The organism is Bacteroides sp. 1001136B_160425_E2, assembly GCF_015559655.1.
Lineage (GTDB): Bacteria > Bacteroidota > Bacteroidia > Bacteroidales > Bacteroidaceae > Bacteroides > Bacteroides luhongzhouii.
In genome coordinates, this window is the sequence record NZ_JADMQH010000028.1 from 1 (window position 1) to 21,045 (window position 21,045).

17 protein-coding genes are annotated in these 21,045 nt (G+C 39.9%); 9 read left to right on the forward strand and 8 right to left on the reverse strand.

The genetic code is table 11. The annotated features are described in order from the left end of the window. Positions 1 to 82: 82 nt before the first annotated feature. A complete protein-coding gene (locus I2I04_RS21415; RefSeq protein ID WP_195655831.1) occupies positions 83 to 1,405 on the reverse strand; it encodes an ATP-binding protein in 1,323 nt (440 codons plus the stop codon). Between the two features lie 192 nt (positions 1,406 to 1,597). On the opposite strand from I2I04_RS21415, the gene I2I04_RS21420 reads away from it, so the two are divergent. Further along, positions 1,598 to 2,032: a DUF6078 family protein gene (locus tag I2I04_RS21420; RefSeq protein ID WP_195655832.1), complete on the forward strand. Its 435-nt coding sequence runs from the start codon at positions 1,598 to 1,600 to the stop codon at positions 2,030 to 2,032. A 115-nt stretch (positions 2,033 to 2,147) separates the two neighbouring features. Here I2I04_RS21420 and I2I04_RS21425 read toward each other — a convergent pair whose 3' ends face one another. From I2I04_RS21425 to I2I04_RS21435, 3 genes are all read right to left on the reverse strand, one after another. After that, positions 2,148 to 4,250, reverse strand: a complete 2,103-nt coding sequence (locus tag I2I04_RS21425; protein WP_195655833.1) for a BT4734/BF3469 family protein — start codon at positions 4,248 to 4,250, stop codon at positions 2,148 to 2,150. Positions 4,251 to 4,686: 436 nt separating this feature from the next. Next, the gene (locus tag I2I04_RS21430) at positions 4,687 to 6,030 is read right to left on the reverse strand and encodes an energy transducer TonB (RefSeq protein WP_195655834.1); all 1,344 of its coding nucleotides are present in this window, start codon (positions 6,028 to 6,030) and stop codon (positions 4,687 to 4,689) included. Between the two features lie 116 nt (positions 6,031 to 6,146). After that, positions 6,147 to 6,470 carry a hypothetical protein gene (locus I2I04_RS21435; RefSeq protein WP_195655835.1) on the reverse strand — a complete coding sequence of 108 codons (324 nt, stop codon included), beginning with the start codon at positions 6,468 to 6,470 and terminating at the stop codon, positions 6,147 to 6,149. 234 nt (positions 6,471 to 6,704) lie between these two features. Here I2I04_RS21435 and I2I04_RS21440 point away from each other — a divergent pair, with 234 nt between their 5' ends. Beyond that, positions 6,705 to 7,334 (forward strand): porin family protein, encoded by a 630-nt coding sequence (locus I2I04_RS21440; RefSeq protein WP_195655836.1) that lies wholly within the window; start codon positions 6,705 to 6,707, stop codon positions 7,332 to 7,334. Between the two features lie 138 nt (positions 7,335 to 7,472). Here the strand turns inward: I2I04_RS21440 and I2I04_RS21445 are convergent, their stop codons facing one another. Further along, positions 7,473 to 9,479, reverse strand: coding sequence for a lipoprotein (locus I2I04_RS21445; RefSeq protein WP_195655837.1), 2,007 nt, complete (start codon positions 9,477 to 9,479; stop codon positions 7,473 to 7,475). Positions 9,480 to 9,685: 206 nt separating this feature from the next. Between I2I04_RS21445 and I2I04_RS21450 the strand changes: the two genes are divergently transcribed. Beyond that, positions 9,686 to 11,638 (forward strand): heavy metal translocating P-type ATPase, encoded by a 1,953-nt coding sequence (locus tag I2I04_RS21450; protein WP_195655838.1) that lies wholly within the window; start codon positions 9,686 to 9,688, stop codon positions 11,636 to 11,638. Between the two features lie 7 nt (positions 11,639 to 11,645). Beyond that, positions 11,646 to 12,086, forward strand: a complete 441-nt coding sequence (locus tag I2I04_RS21455; protein ID WP_195470577.1) for a Fur family transcriptional regulator — start codon at positions 11,646 to 11,648, stop codon at positions 12,084 to 12,086. Between the two features lie 70 nt (positions 12,087 to 12,156). Here the strand turns inward: I2I04_RS21455 and I2I04_RS21460 are convergent, their stop codons facing one another. Continuing rightward, positions 12,157 to 13,158, reverse strand: coding sequence for a malate dehydrogenase (locus I2I04_RS21460; protein ID WP_195655839.1), 1,002 nt, complete (start codon positions 13,156 to 13,158; stop codon positions 12,157 to 12,159). 185 nt (positions 13,159 to 13,343) lie between these two features. Between I2I04_RS21460 and I2I04_RS21465 the strand changes: the two genes are divergently transcribed. The 4 genes from I2I04_RS21465 (at position 13,344) to I2I04_RS21480 (ending at position 16,981) form a co-directional block, all read left to right on the forward strand. Continuing rightward, positions 13,344 to 14,183 (forward strand): S1 RNA-binding domain-containing protein, encoded by an 840-nt coding sequence (locus tag I2I04_RS21465; protein WP_195655840.1) that lies wholly within the window; start codon positions 13,344 to 13,346, stop codon positions 14,181 to 14,183. A 115-nt stretch (positions 14,184 to 14,298) separates the two neighbouring features. Further along, positions 14,299 to 14,991 carry a DUF4476 domain-containing protein gene (locus I2I04_RS21470; protein WP_143260228.1) on the forward strand — a complete coding sequence of 231 codons (693 nt, stop codon included), beginning with the start codon at positions 14,299 to 14,301 and terminating at the stop codon, positions 14,989 to 14,991. A gap of 26 nt (positions 14,992 to 15,017) precedes the next feature. After that, on the forward strand, positions 15,018 to 15,701 hold the full coding sequence (locus I2I04_RS21475; RefSeq protein ID WP_195655841.1) for a DUF4476 domain-containing protein: 684 nt from the start codon (positions 15,018 to 15,020) through the stop codon (positions 15,699 to 15,701). Between the two features lie 14 nt (positions 15,702 to 15,715). Next, entirely contained in the window at positions 15,716 to 16,981 is a 1,266-nt protein-coding gene (locus tag I2I04_RS21480) for a hypothetical protein (RefSeq protein ID WP_195655842.1), read from the forward strand. Between the two features lie 27 nt (positions 16,982 to 17,008). Here the strand turns inward: I2I04_RS21480 and I2I04_RS21485 are convergent, their stop codons facing one another. Beyond that, the gene (locus I2I04_RS21485; protein ID WP_195655843.1) at positions 17,009 to 18,967 is read right to left on the reverse strand and encodes a biosynthetic peptidoglycan transglycosylase; all 1,959 of its coding nucleotides are present in this window, start codon (positions 18,965 to 18,967) and stop codon (positions 17,009 to 17,011) included. 312 nt (positions 18,968 to 19,279) lie between these two features. On the opposite strand from I2I04_RS21485, the gene I2I04_RS21490 reads away from it, so the two are divergent. Further along, on the forward strand, positions 19,280 to 19,795 hold the full coding sequence (locus tag I2I04_RS21490; RefSeq protein WP_195470581.1) for a DUF3836 domain-containing protein: 516 nt from the start codon (positions 19,280 to 19,282) through the stop codon (positions 19,793 to 19,795). Positions 19,796 to 19,933: 138 nt separating this feature from the next. On the opposite strand, the gene msrB is transcribed toward I2I04_RS21490, so the two are convergent. Beyond that, positions 19,934 to 20,962 carry a peptide-methionine (R)-S-oxide reductase MsrB gene (gene msrB, locus I2I04_RS21495; protein WP_143260233.1) on the reverse strand — a complete coding sequence of 343 codons (1,029 nt, stop codon included), beginning with the start codon at positions 20,960 to 20,962 and terminating at the stop codon, positions 19,934 to 19,936. Positions 20,963 to 21,045: the final 83 nt, after the last annotated feature.

The following is a 21,045-nucleotide window of genomic DNA, read 5'->3' on the forward strand; positions in this document are numbered from 1 at the left end:
AATCAAGAGAAAAGCTCACGTAAAGCAAAGCTTTTCTCTTGATTTTTTAGAAAGAGGAACATTTACTGAATATCCCTGAGTATTACATGTCTTCCAGTGACAGGCACATTGTCTCAATAGAATATCGGGGTAATAATTTTTTCTTTAGATGTTCAACTTTCTGTGCCAGTAACTCCGGTTTAAAGTTTTTACGTTGGCGTTTAACTTCTGCAACTACTGCTTTATTCTTTTCCAAACGGAGTGCGACGATGTCTATTTCATTTAGATTACCTTTGGCTTCCCACCACGAACCGATGGCTCGGAATTGATAACTCTCTGCAAATTTTTGTTTGAAGTAAAGTTCCAGTATTTTTCCACTATAAGTAGGATAATCGGTTTCTATAATAGTGCGTAATCCTACAAAGTTTTTAATTTCTATCAATGAACGGTTGCGGTCGAAATAGTTGAACCAAAGTCTGATAAAATTATCGCATATCTCGTACCGGACAGTTGTCGAACCTTCTTTTGCCAGAATCGGACGTTGACGAATGATGATATTATAATCATCTATCAGACGCTTCAAGTATCCACCTATGCTTTTTTCTCCTAGTGTTGCCTCGATTTCGGCTTGTGTGTTTCTCCCCCCGGCAATCGCACTCAGAATAGAGAAATAGGTTCCGTAATTCTTCCCGAATTCTTCCACCAGTAGATTTTTGCCTTCTTCGGTAAAGGGAGAATTGTCGCGAACCATAAAATGAATCATGCTTTCTACACTAAGTGCATGATTGTCGCAAAAAAGTTCTACGTATTTAGGGACTCCACCGGTAAAAGTATAAAGAGCTAAAAGGTCGTCATTCGAATGTGCCGGTGCATACTCATGCATTATTTCCTTTAAAACAGGAAGGCTGAACGCTGACAGTTTAATTATATTGTCCGCCCGCCCGAAAAGTGGCTCTTTATTATCTTGAAAAATCTTTTGCATCAGAGAGTAGATGGAACCACTGACGATTAAATTCATGTGTGAGGATTTCCGATGTTGATCCCATATATTTTGCATATCGCTGAATATGGATTCATTGATATTATAAAATTCCTGAAACTCGTCAATAACCAGATTGAAAGCTTGTTGGGTGGCAAGTTGCATCAGGTATTGAAACAAGCTTCGGAAACTCCGGATTTCTCCCGGTACAAAAGTTTGTAAGGACTGTGTGATAAGTGGTATGAACTCTTCGCATAGAGTAGCTTCATTCTTACGACCTACAAACAGGTAAACAGTGGGCGATTGTTCAACTGCTTTCATAATAAGACTTGTTTTTCCAATCCTACGACGCCCCGTGACGACTGTCATTCTTGAATTCTCCTCGAATGCCAATTGCTGAATTCTCTTCAACTCTTTAAGCTCCTCTTCTCTATTATAAAATTTCATAATCAATGATTTAGTGTTAGTAACGCTGGTTACAGTAACGGCTGTTACAAAAGTATGTATTCTTTGGAGAATAACAAAGTTTTCTTTCCTTTTATTGAAAAGACGGATAATAAATTGCGATATAAATTGTCTTACTAATCAATTTGCTGTAACTTTGTTTCGTCAAATAAGAAAGCAAAATAAAATATGATAATGGAAGATGATTTTGACTACCAGGCAGTGCCCTATGGTTTTACCCACTGCTTCAACAACCAATGTCCGAAAGGAGAAAAATGTCTGCATCGCTTGGTAGCAATGCATAGTACCGATCAGTATCCTACTCTGTCTGTAGTAAACCCCCATTGCATTCCGGAGGATGCGAATACTTGTTCTTTTTATAAGTCGATACAGAAAATACGCGTAGCGTGGGGAGTTAAGCGCTTGTTGGATAATGTGCCCCATAAGGATGCGGAACAGCTTAAAAGTATGATGTTAAGCCATTTCGGGCGGGGACTATATTACCGCTTCTATCGTAAAGAAAAATATCTGTCTCCTGAACAGCAAGAATATATTCGTAGAATTTTCCGTCAGAAAGGGATTACGGAGGAGCCGTCATTTGAATCCTACACAGAAGAATATAAGTGGTAATTATCTGCCACCTTGCACTTCTTGCGGTTAATCTGCTGAATAATAATTGATTATCGAGTGTAAGATACGGTTGCAGATGCGTGCAAGATACTTTTATCTTGCACGCATCTATTTTTTATAATGAAAGCCTTACAACATGATAGAGAGTACCTCGATTGGCACGTTTGGAAGGAATATTGTGCTTGCAGAGTATCCTGCCGAATACACTTGTCCGCTTATTAGACAATGAAATAGTACTGTTTTTGTTAATATCTTCCAGTATTTCTGCGGGAGAAAGCCATTCGCCACCCTCTTCCTGTTCTTTGGCCGGACGAAAATAGCGATAGAACAGTTGCTCTTCGAGTGTAGTCTGTTCAAATTCCCGGTTGTTTTCCGTCATCATCCGTTCCTCTTCCCGGTCAAACCAATAACGTTCGTTATGATCCAGCTCATACATAGCTTGTGCATAAAGTTGCTCATAGTCTATGGCATGGCTGTTGTCTATTGTATCCGTCACTTCTATACAGATAAAACGGCGGCTACCCGAAGGGTCGGTGAGCAAGTCTTTTTGATTACTCGTAGCGATGAAAGATGCATAACGCCGCATTTCCAATACGGCATTTCCGTAAGGTTTGCGCATGTTTACCACCGGTTTCTGAAGAATATGCTTCAAGTATCCTTGCTGATTGGTGCTTATCTGGTCGAACTCATCGATGTTTATCAGCGCAAACCGATTTAGATACCGTTCAGCTTCCTTTTTTTGTGAGAAATCGATACTATCTGTATAATATGCCCGTATGGCAGGCGGAATAATGCTTCGGCAAAATGTGGATTTACGAGTTCCTTGTCCGCCTACCAATAGGGGAGACACGTTGTTCGCATATTTTTTATCTGTTCCACGCCAATGCATTACCATATTCAGGAACCAGCGGTGAAACAGATCCGTCCAATACGGATTCCGGCAGGGTACAGTTTGCGCAAGCCCACGGATACGGTCACGTCCGTCCCAAATCGGGAGATGGTAAAGGAAATCTTCCAACGGATTGAATACCGATACGCGATTGGAGTATATATACCGGCTGATATCTCTGTCCCACAAGGGGATGCCTTCTGTCTGTGCGTCCAGTGCGATGCTGTTTAATACCCGTTTGTCAATCGGATTGAAGTAAAACCGGAATGAATTTCGTTCGCGATATTCCACTTCACCTATCTGGGTGTTGTAGCGGAATTCGTAACGCCGTTTCATAAACTCCTCGGTTTGGAAAGCCAGCGCCTGTTCTTTGCTCAGACTACTTTTCTTGCCAAATCCTTCGCACTCGTTATATACATTTTTGATTAACTGACGGATAATCGCTTCCTGATCTCTCAAGTAATAGTGAAAAATAGTACGTTTCACAGTTTCTTCTTCAGGAATACCCGACTGAAAACAGTTGACAGCCAATTGTGTCACTATTGCCTGAAAGTCTCCCTCTCTCGGACGTGCACCTTCGTCTTCTGCTTTGTAAATCTCTTCATGTGTTTTTCTCAGCGCCGCTTCGAAGAACATAAATATAGCTCTCTCCGTATCGTATCCCGGTATGGCTCGTGTCAACGGTGACTTTTCAGAACGTACGGCTTCCCGATAAGATAGTTCTTCGGGCATTCCCATGGGCTGCGACAGATAAAACGGTACTGAGTTCGGTCGGTACTTGAGCTCCGTATCGTATGATAGTCGTGAATATTGTTCCAGCGAAGGCTCTTTCGGTAAGATATTGAATGGAATTTGCGGCTGGTAACATTTCACGGCGAGTCGGTAGGCATGTGCGTGGAATATTTCCGCTTCCTCTCTTTTTTGAGGAAGCGAATTGTCGGGACGGGTAAATTTCACCCAAATCTTCACGGTCCGTTTGCTGGAACCGGTAAAAACGCAGTACGTTTGCGGTTGTTCCCAAGCGAGTTGTTTCACTAATACGATTTCCGAACTGCCTGCCAGCGGACCGACGGTGAGTTCTACTATACCGTTATAGCTTTTCATCTGTATGCCACCTTCCGTTCTGCGGAATTCTGCGGCAGGAAGAATCTTCGGTAATTTGTCTGCTTCATAGCAGCGTGAGTCGGGGAGGCTATATCGTAACACTTCTCTGAAAGCGGATACAGGCTGTGCTTTTGTTTCAGTTCGTGTTTTTTCTATCCATGTTTCGATTTCCATTGTAGTTAAAGCAGTGGTTTTTTCCTTGACTCTCAATTGAGTAACCTTCATGATTTTTATTGAATTAAATAGTCTATAAAGGTAACTATATCTATCCAGTCTGGCAAGTAAATCCGGTTGTTTTATCCGTAAGTTAAGACTTTTCTGTAATAACTTAACAGCTTGCTTCCGGTTGATTGCAGTTCCGGTTTGTTTCAAGCGCTTGAAACACTTTGTTTCCCTATAGCAAACACTTTGTTTCAAGGTACAAAACAAGTTGTTTGCAGGTATGAAAAACTCATTATCTGCATGGATTCTGTAAATTACTACGTGGGTTTTATGAATTTATTGCGGTCTTTTTTGAACTTTACCCGAGTGCAAGATAAATGTATCTTGCACATATCTGCAACTGTATCTTACACTCTGTAAAATGCTATATATTAGATTAGTAAATTCCGAAAGTGCAAGGTGCAAGATGTTTTACGTTTTTCAAACTTTATAGTAGAGCCTAATGTTCGACATATATCTTGTAGATTTGATTAAAATATTTTTTTGAAAGATTTCCATTTTTACCGGATGTATGTTGGTGGTAATATAACATTCCTTTATAATAAGCCTCATAATCAAATAGTCCCTGATTATTGAAAGGGTAATTATGTATGCTTCCATCTCTTTGAATGAAACGATATGAGGTTCGCATTGGACTGGCTTGGAGGGCTATAAAATATTTGCCAAAGATGTCATAATAAGAAATTTCCTGGGATTGCTTTTGCTTCCGGGGCTGGGTTTTTATACCGAATGGATAAAGTGTACGTACCGGAGTTCCGCCTTGGGTAGCTGCAATCCATTTTGTCCGGGTGATAGCTGACGTGACAATACTATCAGTCTTTGAGTCAGGGCTATTGGCAATATTGATGTGACTGGTTGTACCGTCTCTTTCTATAATAAACGAACCATTCACGGATATTTTCTTGTCAATGACTACATCTTGCATAATATTCTTTAAAAAGCTACCTTCTTCGTTATATATCGCTTTTATTTCGGGGTTGACAATAATCATATCAGGGTCGGTAGGTATGCTATTGGTATTGCAAAATATATCATCAATATAGTTGGTTAAAGGTAAAAGTTTGCCTTTATCATCTGTTTGAATGATGATCTTGTCGCATATCGTAACATCTATCGGAGTCGTTCCGTTGGCAATGGATGGCTTCCATTCGGGAGATTTTTTCAATGTATGTTTCAGTGCTTCTTTTGCTCTGTCATCCTTGCATTGTAAAATGGATATAGCATTAACTTTTCCGTCTCTCGTCACCGTATATTGAAAAGAGATGGTATCTGAATAACATTTCAAGATGGATGGAATTCGTATATTTTTGTGTATCCATTCAATATATTTGTCTCTGGCATAAAAAGGATTGGATGTTATATTTGCCAGACGCGGTGGAGTATGTAAAGTGATTTTCTGCATTTCTGCCTGTCGGTCTTCAGGGATATATTTGTAGAAATCAATCAACATGAATTTATATATGTCTTGAGGTTGGCTTCCGTTATATCGACACTTGGGAGCTTTGCTTACCACATTCATTATTTCTTTCTCAAAAGCAGGAATTAGTGTATTCAATTTCCTTGTTATAAAAACTTTCCCATCCCATGAAGCACTGATACATACCTGCTCGATACCTGCTGCACCGTATTCATATGCTTCTTGTGGAAACTGGATGTTCTTTAATATCCACGCTGGTATTTCGTCTAGTGTCATTAGAGAATCCCTGGAACTATCCGGCTTTGTTTGGGCATAATTGTATGTCGCAAAAATAAAAGCGATAAAAAGGCTAATTGACTTTTTCATAATACTTCTTTATTTTCGTTGAAAGCATTGCTCATTTGTGTGATACAAAGATGGCTATAAATATAAGCATAATAGGGGACAATAATGCTATGAAACCTTATATTTACTAATTAAGTTTATTTGAAATCCTTGTAATTAGTAACATTTACGTCCAGTCCTTTGTAGGATGAAGATTTAACTTCTATCTTGTTCTTTACATTTACATCTATCCCTTCGTAGGGAATATCAAGCTTGGCTTTCACTGTATTTTTCACATTTACATCCAGTCCGTTATAAGGAATAGAAACAATGTTCACATCAATAGGGGAAGCCTGAGGTGCAAATCTAACGGGATTCGCGTTGGCGGAAGGAATAAACTCAATGTTGCGATAAGCTATGACAGATAGCGAGAATGCTATAATTGTCAGCACAAATTTGGTGTAAAGGTCAATTTTAATCATGGTGTAATTAGTTTATGGTAATTCAATAATAATGAGATAATACTCTGCCAACAAAGTTAAATATGGAAAATCCCTATTACAAAGGAAATCAACTAATAATCAGTATTAATCATTGTCAGACTTGTTTGTTTTTCAACAGGTAATTATATTCATCCAAGATTTGTTGATATTCTGTAAAATCTTACTATTTTTGTAGCACATGATTTCTAAACAATAATTAAATTATTTATTCTTATGAAAAAGGTTTTGTTATTTTTCGCTTTAGTAGCGATAAGCGTGGTAAGTATCAACGCGCAGGATAATCTGAAATGGGGTGTGATGGCAGGTATGAATGTCAGTAAATACACTATTACCGGATTTGACAGCAGGATAGGTTTTCATGCAGGTGTAAAAGCTGAATTGGGGTTATCGCAAGAAGCAAGTGGTGCATATATGGATTTTGCTGCGTTGTTGACATTAAAAGGTGCGAAGATTGATGCAGGCTCACTTGCAAGTTTCAAGATGAATCCGTATTATTTGGAAGTACCGGTACATGTTGGTTATAAATATGCAGTAAATGATGACTTTGCATTATTTGGTAGTGTGGGCCCCTACATTGCTGTCGGCTTGTTTGGAAAGGCTAAAGCAAAAGTTGATGGTAATATTGCCGATTTAGGAGAGTTTGGTGGTAACTCTGCATCCGAAAATATATTTGGCGATGATGGGCTAAAGCGGTTCGACTTCGGTCTTGGCTTGAAAGCAGGTGTTGAGTTCAGTAAGAAATATCAGGTTGCTATAAGTTATGACTTCGGTTTGGTAGAAGTGGCAAAAGATTTGGGGATGAAGAACAGGAACCTAATGATTTCATTGGGATATATGTTCTAAAAAAATAAGTTGAGGGTAGGGATTTTTAAATTGAGGAAACTTACAACTGAATCCTGTTTCCATTTACACAAAACTGTGGACAGTGTCTTCCATTTACACAAAATTGTGAACAGTGCCTATTTATCCATTAAAAAACGATTATTCCTCTATGCGTTTACATGTTATTACTCTGAAAGCTGTTTCTTCAGGTATCGTATTGATTGGATAACTGAATACTAATTTTTCAGATGTAACATCTCCGATTAACGCATCAATAGTTGTCGGAATATTATTCATCGGGATTCCCTCTGTTCTGACAATGTTTATCATCAATTGCTTATCGTTTTTTATCCAATTGAATAATATTTTGGCTTCAGGATGCCAATCGGCATCAGGATCCTCTGTCCCATCATCCACATCACCGTAATGCATCCCAGTTTGAACACCAGATTTATCCGACTTAAACTCGAATGTTCCAGGATGTTTGCAACGGTAAATAGCTTGGTTGCCATCACTATTGTTAATATAAGTATCAATTTGTGTTATGACTTGCCATTTTCCAACTAAAATCTCATATTCAGCACGGTCGTCAGATACCATTGTTTTATCATATATTTTGAATAGCGGGCGGACATAATAATTTTTTCCCTCTTCTAAATTCTCTATCTCAAATTTAAACACTCGTTTTCCGACTTCCATATCACTTTTCACGTAATAACTATCTTTCAATACCATGCGGATTGGCTGATTATTCTCATCATCTAAATCATATAAGGCGTATCCCATCTGTACAGATTCTGTGAAAAGATACCCTGAACATTGATAAGAAAATGTCGCTTTATGCTGCTTATGCTGTACATCAAAATTTAAATCTTCAAGAGCAGGTAAAAGTTTTCGTTTCAGAAGTTCTATTTCAGGGATTATAGGTTCCTCCCAACTACCTTTAACTTCTATTTCCTTTTTCTTATCCTCATTCTTTTCCTTATCATTAGAATCTTCTTTTTTCTTTGTTATTAAATTGCAAACAGCTTCGGCATATACACAAACCTTAAAGATGCAAGATAATTCATTTTCATTTAATGAAGCGTATGCTTCTCCATTCTGCAATGAAGCATTACTAAAGTAGTTAAGCCTGAATTTTGCCTTTTCTGTAAATATTAGACGAGTTCCTAACTCAATACGTATATTTTCATAATTAAAAAGACGGGCCTGAAATGCAAGAGCTAAACTTTCATTTAACTCCGCCTCCATTTCAATGCCATTCAATTTGAAGTCTAACAATGGCCATGCAGGGTTTTCTAAGCCGCAACCAAATTGTCCTTGATTATATTGTATGTATGGTTGCATTCGAGAATTAGCCGTTAATGATGCGCTTAATGAAACCTTACCGTTGCCATCCAATTGAGCATACACCACAATGACTGGAGTAATTACAACATTGGCAGGAATTACTCTTATTATAAATTCGCCTATTTTCTTAGGAGGTGTAGCTGTTGCCGTTTTCTTAAATTCAACTTCTTTTGTAAACGAAACGTTCAATTTACTTTTTATCTCATAATCTAAGTCAACTCGAAAATTATGAATATCTCCACCTGAAAAAAGTATTTTAGCTTTCATGTCAAAGGGACCTTCCACAGACCAACCATCTCCTTTAAGTTTAATATTGACTTCTGTCCCGAGTTCTATTCCTTTTGTTATAGGATTTATTGCATAATGTTTTTGTACTACAGCTTCTTCTCCGTCTGACTGGACAAACCCTGTAATATAATCAGCTATGTCAAAAGTTTGATCAGGAAGTGATGTAAAAGCTTCACTGAGTGGAACCCATTCTGTACTTACAACAAAATGATCATTTTCTTTATTCACTTGTGCTACCTTTCCATAAAAGCCTGAAGGAAATTTATCTGAAAGTTCATTTTCAAGGATAATCTCTCCCGTAGTTGGCAATAGTTCAGTAGGCGTATTAGCATTAAAATATAATACTCCTTCATTACTATCAATAATATGTTCCTTCTGATTACTTGTGAGACAAACGACATCGTCAGTTACCCACTCTTTTAGATTATCAGGAACAGATGGATTGGTTTTATTTACCGGAACATCCTCATCTTTACCACATCCTGACAACAAAAATAAAAATAAAAACAGAAAAATGTATTGTTTCATATATAAATGATTGAAGTACAAAGATATGATAAAATAAACAAATAATTTCTCCTTTATTTCTTATATATGGAATGAATAGCAAATAAGGGAGATTAAATGTTTAAAAAACGAGATTATTTGGATGTTTTTTTATTTGAAATCATTTTTGCAACTTAGTTGCACAAATCATTCGCTACCTTTGTATCAGAAATAAAGGATGAATAAGTATGGGACATTGTAGTTGTTGCACACATACACATGAATGTGCAACCGAAAAATATGAAGATAAAAAGAAAACGATATTCCATGAATATTGGAAAGTAGGACTTTCGTTTATCTTGTTGATAAGCGGTATTGTGATGAATGTGACGGATTTAGCTTTCTTTCGTGAAAGACCAGTCGCTTTAGTTTGGTATTTATTAGCTTATATCCCGGTAGGAATTCCGGTGATGAAAGAAGCCTGGGAAAGCATCAGGGAAAAAGACTATTTCAGTGAGTTCACCCTGATGGTTATTGCTACTTTGGGAGCTTTCTATATTGGCGAATATCCGGAAGGAGTAGCCGTGATGCTATTTTATACAGTAGGAGAACTGTTTCAGGGTAAAGCGGTAGATAAGGCCAAACGTAATATCGGAGCCTTATTGGACGTAAGACCCGAAAAAGCATTGGTACTTAGAGAGGGTAATTTTGTTATTGAAAGTCCTAAAAAGATAAAAGTCGGTGAAATCATAGAAATAAAGGCAGGTGAGCGAGTGCCACTTGATGGAACCATGCAGAATGAGGTTGCCGCTTTTAATACAGCTGCATTAACGGGCGAAAGCGTGCCTCGTAATATTCGGAAAGGGGAGGAAGTGCTTGCCGGAATGATTGCAACCGACAAGGTAATCCGACTCGAAGTGACGAGACCTTTTGACAAGAGCGCACTCGCCCGAATATTGGAACTTGTTCAGAATGCCGCCGAACGTAAAGCCCCGGCAGAATTGTTTATTCGCAGGTTTGCCCGTGTTTACACACCGATTGTTATCATACTGGCCGTATTAATTGTATTATCTCCATTTGTTTATTCACTTATCAATTCTGCATTTGTATTCACATTTAATGATTGGCTATACAGAGCTTTGGTCTTTTTGGTGATTTCATGTCCATGCGCATTGGTGGTTAGTATTCCATTAGGCTATTTTGGTGGTATCGGAGCGGCATCCCGATTGGGTATTTTATTCAAAGGCGGTAATTATCTGGACGCTATCACTAAGATCAATACGGTGGTATTCGATAAAACAGGAACCCTGACAAAAGGAACCTTTGACGTGCAGGCCTGTAAAAGTGCAGGCGATATTTCGGAAGAAGAATTAGTGAAACTGATTGCTTCGGTAGAAAGTGATAGTACACATCCGATTGCTAAAGCTATTGTAAACTATGCAAAAGAACAAAACATAGAACGTGTAGCTGTTACCGGTACGAAAGAATATGCCGGCTTCGGATTGGAAGCAACGATAGACGGAATACCGGTTCTGGTTGGTAATTGTCGGTTACTGTCCAAGTTTGATATATCCTTTCCGCAAGAATTATTGAAGATAACGGATACCATTGTAGTCTGTGCTGTTGGAAACCGTTATGCAGGTTATCTGTTGTTGGCTGATGCCCTGAAAGAAGACGCAAAGGTAGCTATTGACCGCTTAAAAGCTTTAAATATTGAAAACATACAGATATTATCCGGTGATAAACAGAGTATTGTTACTAACTTTGCGGAGAAGCTCGGCATATCGAAAGCCTATGGCGACTTACTGCCGGAAGGGAAAGTGAAACACTTGGAAGAGTTGCGGCAGGATGAGGCAAATCAGATTGCATTTGTCGGCGATGGAATGAATGACGCACCGGTGCTTGCTTTAAGTCACGTCGGTATTGCTATGGGAGGATTGGGCAGTGATGCGGCTATTGAGACAGCCGATGTTGTGATACAGACAGATCAGCCGTCGAAAGTAGCTGAAGCTATCAAAGTAGGAAGGCTGACACGAAGAATTATTTGGCAGAATGTATCATTGGCATTTGGAGTGAAATTGCTTGTGTTGATTTTGGGAGCCGGTGGAATCGCTACTCTTTGGGAAGCTGTCTTCGCAGACGTAGGCGTTGCGTTACTTGCTATAATGAATGCCGTCAGAATACAGAAAATGATAAAATAGGAGAAAGATGGAAGAAGATATTTATTTGGATAAGCTGGTCAGAAGAGATATCAAGCCAACTGCGATAAGGCTTTTGGTGATAAAAGAGATGATGCAGGCAGAGCGTGCAGTGTCATTGCTGGACCTCGAAACACTACTCGACACTGTTGATAAATCGACTATATCCCGTACCATTGCTCTCTTCTTGTCTCATCACCTCATACATAGCATAGACGATGGAAGCGGCTCGTTGAAGTATGCCGTTTGCGACAACTCTTGCAATTGTGTGGTGCAGGATTTACATTCGCATTTTTATTGTGAGAAATGTCATCGGACATTCTGCTTGGAAGGTACCCATATCCCGGTGATTGATTTGCCTAAAGGATTTACTTTGCATAGTATAAACTATGTGCTGAAAGGCATTTGTCCGGAGTGTTCTTCCGTGGGAATGACATTGGCAATGAAATAAAAAGACCGAAACCCGGAACGATAAAAAGATCGTCAGGTTTCGGCCTTTTGCTTTCGCTGATATTGTTTGATTAGTCAATATTGGGATTCAATGCATGCCAGTCCTTAATGGCTGGGATGATCCCCATTTCAATCACTTCGTCACGAAGTTTACATAAATGTTCGTAGCTCTTTTCCAATTCTTCCTGTTCGGCAGGAGTTCCGGCTACTTCTTTATAAGTGACGCCGTCTTTAGTGATTGAAGTTTCCATCGCCATCATGATATGGTCGAATTTGCCATTGGAAACATACGTTCCGGCAGGCCAGCGGAATGGTTGTCCCCCCATAGCTGCGGCAATCATTTCGATAGACAGATAAGCCGGGCTTTGGAAAGAAGAACGACCGCGCAGGTCGATGATATGTTTTCCACCTTGGATGACACGTACTTTCAGTGCTTCCCATTCCGTCAACGGAAGGCGGGTAGTACCGATGAAATCGGTCAGGGGTTCTCCTTTTATTTTGGTGGTAGATGCAAATACAGCCATTTGTTCTCCATGACCGCCATACGTACGGCAATTCTGAATGTCAGAAGCAGGAATATGGAAGTATCTCACCAGTTCGTTTTGCAGGCGGGTGCTATCCAGTGCGGCCAATGTAGAAACCTGTGACGGTTTCAAACCTGAATACAATAAAGTAATCAACCCGGTGATATCCGCAGGATTAAAGATAACAACGATATGTTTTACGTTCGGGCAATATTGATGAACGTCTTTTCCGAATTGAGCGGCAATCTCTGCATTTCCTTTCAACAGATCTTCGCGGGTCATACCTGCCTTACGGGCTGCCCCACCGGAAGAAACAATATAAGAAGCTCCGGTCAGCGCTTCCTTGATGTCGGAAGTATAGGTAAGGTTGACACCTTCAAAACCGCAGTGATACAGTTCTTCAGCTACTCCTTCCAAAGCAGGTGCGAATGGATCATAGAGACAAATATTCGGAGTGAGTTTCATCATCATGGCTGTTTGTGCCATGTTGGAGCCGATCATTCCGGCAGCTCCCACAATCGTAAGTTTCTCGTTGGTTAGAAATTCCATAATCTTATATGTTTAAAAGGTGAATAATTTACTCTTTCTTTTTGTCGCTACAAAGTTAACATATTAGAAAGCAAATTGTTCATTGCAAATAGTTTTGCCCGATAACGAAAAGTTATAGCTGACTGATTGAGAGATCTATTCAAAATAGATTATCTTTGTATTCTATATAATAAATAGATAAGAATATGAGCATTGAATTAGGAAAGTTCAACCAGCTTGAAGTCGTGAAAGAAGTCGATTTCGGCGTATATCTCGATGGTGGGGAAGAAGGTGAAATTTTGTTGCCTACCCGCTATGTGCCCGAGGATTGTAAGATCGGAGATTTTTTGAATGTGTTTCTTTACCTGGATATGGATGAGAGGCTGATTGCTACGACACTGACTCCGTTAGTGCAGGTCGGACAGTTTGCTTGTCTGGAAGTCTCCTGGGTAAATCAATACGGAGCTTTCCTGAACTGGGGATTGATGAAAGATCTGTTTGTGCCGTTCCGTGAGCAGAAGATGAAAATGCAGGTTGGACGGAAGTATGTGGTTCATGCGCATGTGGATGAAGAGAGTTATCGTATTGTAGCTTCGGCAAAAGTGGAACGTTATCTGTCGAAAGAAAAGCCGGAATATACTCCGGGAGCAGAGGTGAATATTCTTATCTGGCAGAAGACGGACTTAGGCTTTAAAGCAATTATAGATGACAAGTATAGCGGTTTATTGTATGAAAATGAAATATTCTGTCCGTTGGAGACAGGGATGGAGATGAAAGCTTTTGTGAAACAGGTGCGTGAAGATGGTAAGGTAGATTTGATTCTTCAGAAACCCGGTTTTGAAAAGATAGATGATTTTTCGAAAACGCTGCTAGACTATATCAAAGAGCACGGGGGACGAATCAGTTTGAATGATAAAAGTCCTGCGGAAGATATCTACGACACGTTTGGTGTCAGCAAGAAAACCTTTAAGAAAGGCGTGGGCGACTTGTATAAGAAACGTCTGATTACCTTGCACGAGGATGGCATTGTTTTGGCGGATTCCTAAACAGAATAGGGATTTCCCTACATACGAATAGAGAGAATCATTGGGGTGGGGAGTTTCCTCACCCTATTTTTGTGATATCAGATTAAAGATATAAATAATAAAAACTAGATAAGCTATGCGTAAGATTATAATAAGTTTCTGCATCCTGTTCGCTGCCCTTTCCTTAAAAGCGCAGTCTGTTAAAGGAATCCGTATCGACGGCGGAAATACTCCGATTCTTGTTTACTTGGGAGGAAACCAGATCTGTTTGCCTACTACTACCTGCTTTATAGCCAATTTGAATCCCGGACATTATACTGTTGAAGTGTTTGCTACCCGCTTTACCCGTCCGGGAGAGCGAGTATGGAAAGGAGAAAAATTGTATAAAGACTACGTTTATTTTGATGGACGGGGAGTGAAAGAGATATGGGTGGACGGACGTGATAACATGCACCCGGAAAGACCCGACCGCCCCGGCCAGGGAGAACATCGTCCGGGACAAGGAGAACACCGTCCGGGATATGGTTACAACAGGGTCATGAACGATCAGCTCTTTCAAACGTTTTATAATGAGATGAAGAAGGAGCCTTTTAAAGATGACCGTATAAAGTTGCTTAATGCTGCATTGGCCGGTTCTGATTTTACATCTGCCCAATGTCTCCAACTGACCAAACTTTATACATTCGATGATGACCGGATGGAGATTATGAAGATGATGTATCCCCGGATTGTGGATAAAGAAGCTTTCCTTTTGGTAATTAATACCTTGACATTTAGTTCCAGTAAGGAAAAGATGAAAGATTTTGTGATAGAATACGGTAGGCGTTGATACTATTAACTAAAAATGATACGGTTATGAAAAAGATACATCTTATGCTGTGTTTGGCGTTGGGAATATTGGTTAGTAGCTGTTTTACCAGCTATGTATCTACCAAACAGGTGATGGGTATACATCAGGGAATGTCTCAATCACAAGTAGAGTCCATTTTGGGAAAACCTGATTTCCGGCGTTTTGACGGTGATATGGAAGAATGGGAGTTCCATCGTGATAACGGTACGCCTGTACTCACCTCGGAGCCTATGACAATAGTCGTCCAGTTTGTAAATAGAGAAGTGGTCAGTATGGATACGTTCAGGGGGTATGGCAGACCTTCGCCGATGCATCCCGTTATGGTGCCCCCCGCTGTAAACACTACCGTGGAGGTTTATCCTAATCACGAACAGGCGGAAGAGCCTCGTTTAATGACGGACCAGGAGTTTGATGAGTTCATCAATAAGCTCAAATTCACGGTCATGAATGAAGACCAGAAGAAACTCATCAATCAGATGTTGAGAACGTATGATGTCACTTCAAATCAATGCGTGAAAATAGTGAAAGAGATTTCTTATACTCCTGACCAGGTAGAGATGATGAAGAAATTGTATCCTTATGTAAGGGATAAACGGAATTTTAATAAGGTGATCGATATTTTATTTTCTAATGCATATAAGGATGAGATGCATAAGTTTATTGAGGAATATCATCGGAATAATAAATGATAGGAGATTAAATTATGAAACGAATACTGTTTTTAGTCTTTGCTGTCGGTCTGACCGCCAATATGACCGTAATGGCTGGAATGAGCACTAGCAAGGTACGTAAGGAGACACGTTTTCTTACCGATAAGATGGCGTATGAATTGAGCTTGAGTACACAGCAATATAATGATGCGTATGAGATTAATTACGATTTTATTTATTCTGTCCGTAATATAATGGATTACGTAGCGCGTGGTTACGAATGGGCATTGGATGATTATTATGAAGCTCTGGATATCCGTAACGACGATCTTCGATGGGTATTGAGTGATGCGCAGTATCGCCGGTTTCTGGGGGCAGAGTATTTCTATCGGCCGATTTATGTAACCGGAGGGAAATGGAGTTTCAGGGTTTACGTCAATTACCCAAACCGTAGCTTGTTTTATTTCGGTGTGCCTTATCATTACCGTACTTATTGTGGAGCGCATTATCGTCCACACTTTCACCATACAAGCTACTATCGGGGAAGATATACTAATTTCAACCATTACTCTGCATCGCACCGGGTGAGAGATCAGAGAGTATATCACTCTTATCGTCGTTCGGATTTCGGCTCTGTCCGGTTTCGCCCGAATACTTCTACTCGTCCGCATAATGCACCGACACGTCCGGGTAATTCTTCCCGTCCGGGTTCATCGACAACACGGCCTGGTACGTCGACTCGTCCCCGTCCGGAATCAGGAGATAGACCTTCGACTTCTGTCAGACCGTCTACACCGTCCGGAAGTGGGAGACCGAATAAAGATGTTGTTCCTAATAGAAACGGGAATACAAATAGAGTAGAAGGGGAGCGTAATCCAGGTCGTCGCCCGGAAACAAGTTCCGGTTCTTCAAACTCTAACCGCAGACCGACAAGCGGAAGTTCAACAAGTACTGGTTCCAACCGTGAAAGTGGAAAAACAAGTAGCAGCTCAAGGGAAAGTTCAAGTAGACGAAACGATAGTAGTGGTTCCTATAATAGAAATAACAGTTCTGAAAGAAACAATAGTTCTTCCGGTCGTAGTAGCTCTAGCCGCAGTAATTCCAGTCGCAGTAGTGACCATACTTCTAGCCGTAGCAGCAGTACTACCTCTAACCGTAGTAGCGGTAGTTCGAGCTCTACTCGAAGCAGTGGTAGCTCTACCCGGAGCAATGTTTCCAGCGGACAAACAGAAAGACGTTCTTCTTCCGGAAGTACGAGAAGCAATAGCACTCAAGGCTCTTCTCGTTCCTCTGAAAGAAACAGCAATTCAAGAAGATAACCTATTCCTTTATTATTTATATCAATCTCATTGCTCCTCAGCGGAAGGAGAACTAGACTCCGGTTTTTCACCGGCTAGACTATTCCGGGCGTCGCCCGTAACTTGGATATCGGGGCGGATACTATCCGCCTCGATTTCACTTATTACTCCTTTCTGTGCAAGACGTTTTGCAATCAGCTTGTAATAACCTTCCATATTATCCTTTAATTGTCCGCTTTCTGCAAAAGAACTACGGAAATGTTTGGGTTTCGGGATGATGGAAGCCAGGAAAATACTTTCTTCCGTGGTCAGTTGCGAAGGGCGTTTCTTGAAATAGTAAGCAGAAGCTTCCTGAATACCATAAACGAGCGGTCCCCATTCTACAATATTCAGATATACTTCGTACATACGTTCTTTGGAAGTTAATCTTTCATTCTCTATCAGCCACACAATCAATGCCTCTTCCAGCTTACGCGCAAAGTTTTTGTTACGGTTCAGGAATACATTCTTTACCAGTTGCATGGTGATCGTACTTCCTCCTCGTGCAAAGCGTTTCACTTGCAGGTCGTAAATCAGTGCTTCCCGTAAGGCATCGGGCAGGAAACCGCGATGATAAAAGAATGCTCCATCTTCGCTTTGCATGACAGACATTCTTAGAATGGGGGAAATGCTGTCCAAAGGGGTAAAGTGTTTACATGAAGGACCGATAGGGAAGGTTCGTACCGGCACTCCATTCTCATAAGCTGTGTAAATGAACTCACCGGACATCTTGGAGAGTGAAGTAGCTCCGTAGCTTATGATACGGAAATCTTTTTCTTTCAATTCAGATTCCAGTTTGAGACTATCCAGTTGCGCAAAATCAATATCTAACAGAAAATGATAAGCCAGCTCGCCACTTGTCTTGATACCTTCCAGATTACTGAATAATCCTTTTGGCAGAGAACTGAACAGGTCGTCTGCCGGAAACCAGGATTTGTTGACTGCCGCAGTGAAATGCCAGTTTCCTTTTTCCTTCTCGGCACGTAAATAAGGATGGAACTGGAGTTTGTTGAAGTCAACAATGGTAGTACTGTCCAATTCAAATGAGTGTCCGTTTATATTCATCTCGTAACAGAGCTGTCCGCGATCGAGATGAATGATTTCAGGAGAGAGGGCTTTATGAAATACGTCCAGTCCGTTCACTCTCGCTTTTCCTTTGAGATAGATTTGTTTGGAAGGCCCAATTTCTTTTTTCAGGCTATACGATAAAGTATCAAAGGTTATCTTAGCACCATATCTACGTGTTATATAAGGTATGGAAACTTTTAGAGAATCAGATGAATAAAGCGTTGCTTTTAATGAGTTGTAATGTTGGTGCAGTTCACCATCGGCTATCCAATGCTGTGCTAAACTGTCTTCTTGTATGGTGATGACGGATTGAAAATGATTTTCTTTAATGATAAAAGAGGGAAGAGTGAGAGATACAAAATTATTGTCCTTTCTTTCTGTGATACAGATATTGTTTAGTTGTCCGTTTTCGGGCATAAAACCATAACATAAATTTAATATTTTGTTGATTCTTTCTGCGTAATTTGTTTGGGTGTCCGTTTGTGGCGACGTTCGAGTGAGATATTCTGGTCTCTTTCTAAAAAGGAAATCGTAGTTGGCGATGGAATCCCGCTTAGTGAATGCAAGTGTAATTCCATCTGCGGCTACATAACGTATTTTTATTTTTCTGCTTAGTAATTTCCAGAAGTTCAGTTTGACACGGGTGGATGTGAGTGTCAGTAATGTGTCCCGTTGTTCGGGTACAACAGAGAGACCTTCGAGGATGATTTCATCCAATCCATTCATTTCCAGATTATCGTAATGAATACGTAGCCCGTGAGTTTGTTCAATATGAAATGTACGTTTGTCGACTATGCTTCTTAAGAGAGCGTTGCGACTTAAATAAATACTGATGAGACAGATGAGTATACCTCCACTGGCTGACAGCAGAAGAATATGTTTCTTACTGTTCTTTTTCATCGTTTGATTTTGATAATTTATCGGGTGCAAAGGTAGACAATATTCTGTTTCGTGGTATATAAACTGTTTTTTTTATTAGTTGTTCGATTCTAAGCGTACAACTGTTCATTTTCGTACACCACTCTGTTTGTAATCTTTCTGATTATTAGCTTGTTATCTTTTTGGCACGCTCGTTGCATATCTATAGTCGCAAGCGGACAACGAAGAAAAATGAAAAAAGTTCAGAATGCTGCAACCGTTTGAGACACTTGAGCCGTCTAATAAACAGAAGAACAAAAAACTGAATGTTGAACAAATAAAAAATATACAATTATGAAAACTACAGTATTATTCAGAATGATCGTTTTAGTTGCTATGGTATTTGCGGGTATTTCTAATGCAACAGTGAAAGCACAAAACAATAACTTCATTACTAATGAAGAAAAAGTAGATGATCTCGTTGTATCGAAAGTGATTTACAGATTGGATGGTTCTCTTTATCGTCACATGAAATATGATTTTACCTATGACGATCAGAAGAGAATGGCTACCAAAGAGGCTTTCAAATGGGACGCTTCCACTGACAAATGGCTGCCGTACTTCAAGATTGATTATACTTATTCTTCTAATGAAATCACTTTGGTATACGCACGTTGGAATGACTCTCACAGAGCTTACGATGCAGCTGTTGAAAAGAGCGTGTACGAATTGAACGACGCTAATATGCCGGTAGCTTATATGAACTATAAATGGAATGATAAGTGGATTGAAGAATCCGGTGTGAATTGGGCTATGAACGTAGCTACTCCCGCAACGAATGAAGCAACTCTGCTGACCGCCAGCAGATAAAAATAAATAGGAGTTGTGAAACTCCTTCTCTCTCTTTTAATTTAACTGCATTAAAAAACGGTGGATTTCCTCATTGGATAATCCACCGTTTTGTTTATCAGATAAACTATTTTATTGATTTATATTACTTTTCGATACCTATTTAACGAGTGGCAAATACTCTTCATAACCTTCCTCTTTCATTTTCTCTTTCGGGATAAAACGAAGGGAGGCGCTATTGATGCAATAACGTAATCCGCCTTTCTCTTTCGGGCCATCTGTGAATACGTGTCCCAAATGCGCATCCCCGGTTTTACTGCGTACTTCCGTACGTATCATACCATGCGAGGTATCTTTCTTCTCTGCGATGATATCTTTTTGAATCGGTTTGGAAAAGCTAGGCCAGCCACAACCCGAATCGAACTTGTCGGTAGAGACAAACAAAGGCTCTCCGGTGGTAATATCAACATAAATACCGGGACGATGCTCATTCCAGTATTCATTGTGGAAGGCCGGTTCGGTGGCATTCTTCTGGGTTACGGCATATTGTTCTGCCGACAGTTTCTTACGGAGGGTTGAGTCATCTGGTTTTTGATACACTTTTGTTTTCGGTGCGTTGGCTTTGCGTGCCATTTCAAATAAAGCTGGATTGATATGGCAGTATCCTCCCGGATTTTTATCCAGATAGTCCTGATGATAAGTCTCTGCGGGATAGAAATTAGTCAATGGTTTCACTTCTAGGACGATAGGAGTCTTATATTGTGCAGACAATAGTTTAATAGCCTGGTTAATAACAGGAAGATCTTCTTTATTTATATAATAAATTCCGGTTCTATACTGTGTTCCCCGATCATTACCCTGACGGTTGAGGCTGGTAGGGTCAATTGTCTTGAAATACAGATCAAGCAGCAGATTTAAATCTACCGTTTTAGGATCATAAACCACCTTTACTGTTTCCGCAGCATTGGTTTTTCCTGAACAGACCTGTTCATAATTCGGATTGGCAACGTTGCTGTTGGCATATCCTACCTGAGTACTTTCTACTCCTCGAATTTGTTTCAGGAAATGTTCTGTTCCCCAGAAACATCCTCCTGCAAAATAGATTTCAGCTTGATTTTTCATTGGTTTAGCAACTCCTAAAAATGTATTACTAATCATTACGATCACTATGATGATAAAATACTTCATATCCGTTAGTTCTTTCTATAATAACGAATGAACCAACGGATATGTTTTAAGGAACTACTATAACTAAACTCAAATATATTTCT

Excerpts from the sequence above, each read along its gene's own strand:
- I2I04_RS21415 (WP_195655831.1), bottom strand. The coding sequence starts at position 1,405 with ATGAAATTTTATAATAGAGAAGAGGAGCTTAAAGAGTTGAAGAGAATT.
- I2I04_RS21420 (WP_195655832.1), top strand. The coding sequence starts at position 1,598 with ATGGAAGATGATTTTGACTACCAGGCAGTGCCCTATGGTTTTACCCAC.
- I2I04_RS21425 (WP_195655833.1), bottom strand. The coding sequence starts at position 4,250 with ATGAAGGTTACTCAATTGAGAGTCAAGGAAAAAACCACTGCTTTAACT.
- I2I04_RS21430 (WP_195655834.1), bottom strand. The coding sequence starts at position 6,030 with ATGAAAAAGTCAATTAGCCTTTTTATCGCTTTTATTTTTGCGACATAC.
- I2I04_RS21435 (WP_195655835.1), bottom strand. The coding sequence starts at position 6,470 with ATGATTAAAATTGACCTTTACACCAAATTTGTGCTGACAATTATAGCA.
- I2I04_RS21440 (WP_195655836.1), top strand. The coding sequence starts at position 6,705 with ATGAAAAAGGTTTTGTTATTTTTCGCTTTAGTAGCGATAAGCGTGGTA.
- I2I04_RS21445 (WP_195655837.1), bottom strand. The coding sequence starts at position 9,479 with ATGAAACAATACATTTTTCTGTTTTTATTTTTATTTTTGTTGTCAGGA.
- I2I04_RS21450 (WP_195655838.1), top strand. The coding sequence starts at position 9,686 with ATGGGACATTGTAGTTGTTGCACACATACACATGAATGTGCAACCGAA.
- I2I04_RS21455 (WP_195470577.1), top strand. The coding sequence starts at position 11,646 with ATGGAAGAAGATATTTATTTGGATAAGCTGGTCAGAAGAGATATCAAG.
- I2I04_RS21460 (WP_195655839.1), bottom strand. The coding sequence starts at position 13,158 with ATGGAATTTCTAACCAACGAGAAACTTACGATTGTGGGAGCTGCCGGA.
- I2I04_RS21465 (WP_195655840.1), top strand. The coding sequence starts at position 13,344 with ATGAGCATTGAATTAGGAAAGTTCAACCAGCTTGAAGTCGTGAAAGAA.
- I2I04_RS21470 (WP_143260228.1), top strand. The coding sequence starts at position 14,299 with ATGCGTAAGATTATAATAAGTTTCTGCATCCTGTTCGCTGCCCTTTCC.
- I2I04_RS21475 (WP_195655841.1), top strand. The coding sequence starts at position 15,018 with ATGAAAAAGATACATCTTATGCTGTGTTTGGCGTTGGGAATATTGGTT.
- I2I04_RS21480 (WP_195655842.1), top strand. The coding sequence starts at position 15,716 with ATGAAACGAATACTGTTTTTAGTCTTTGCTGTCGGTCTGACCGCCAAT.
- I2I04_RS21485 (WP_195655843.1), bottom strand. The coding sequence starts at position 18,967 with ATGAAAAAGAACAGTAAGAAACATATTCTTCTGCTGTCAGCCAGTGGA.
- I2I04_RS21490 (WP_195470581.1), top strand. The coding sequence starts at position 19,280 with ATGAAAACTACAGTATTATTCAGAATGATCGTTTTAGTTGCTATGGTA.
- msrB (WP_143260233.1), bottom strand. The coding sequence starts at position 20,962 with ATGAAGTATTTTATCATCATAGTGATCGTAATGATTAGTAATACATTT.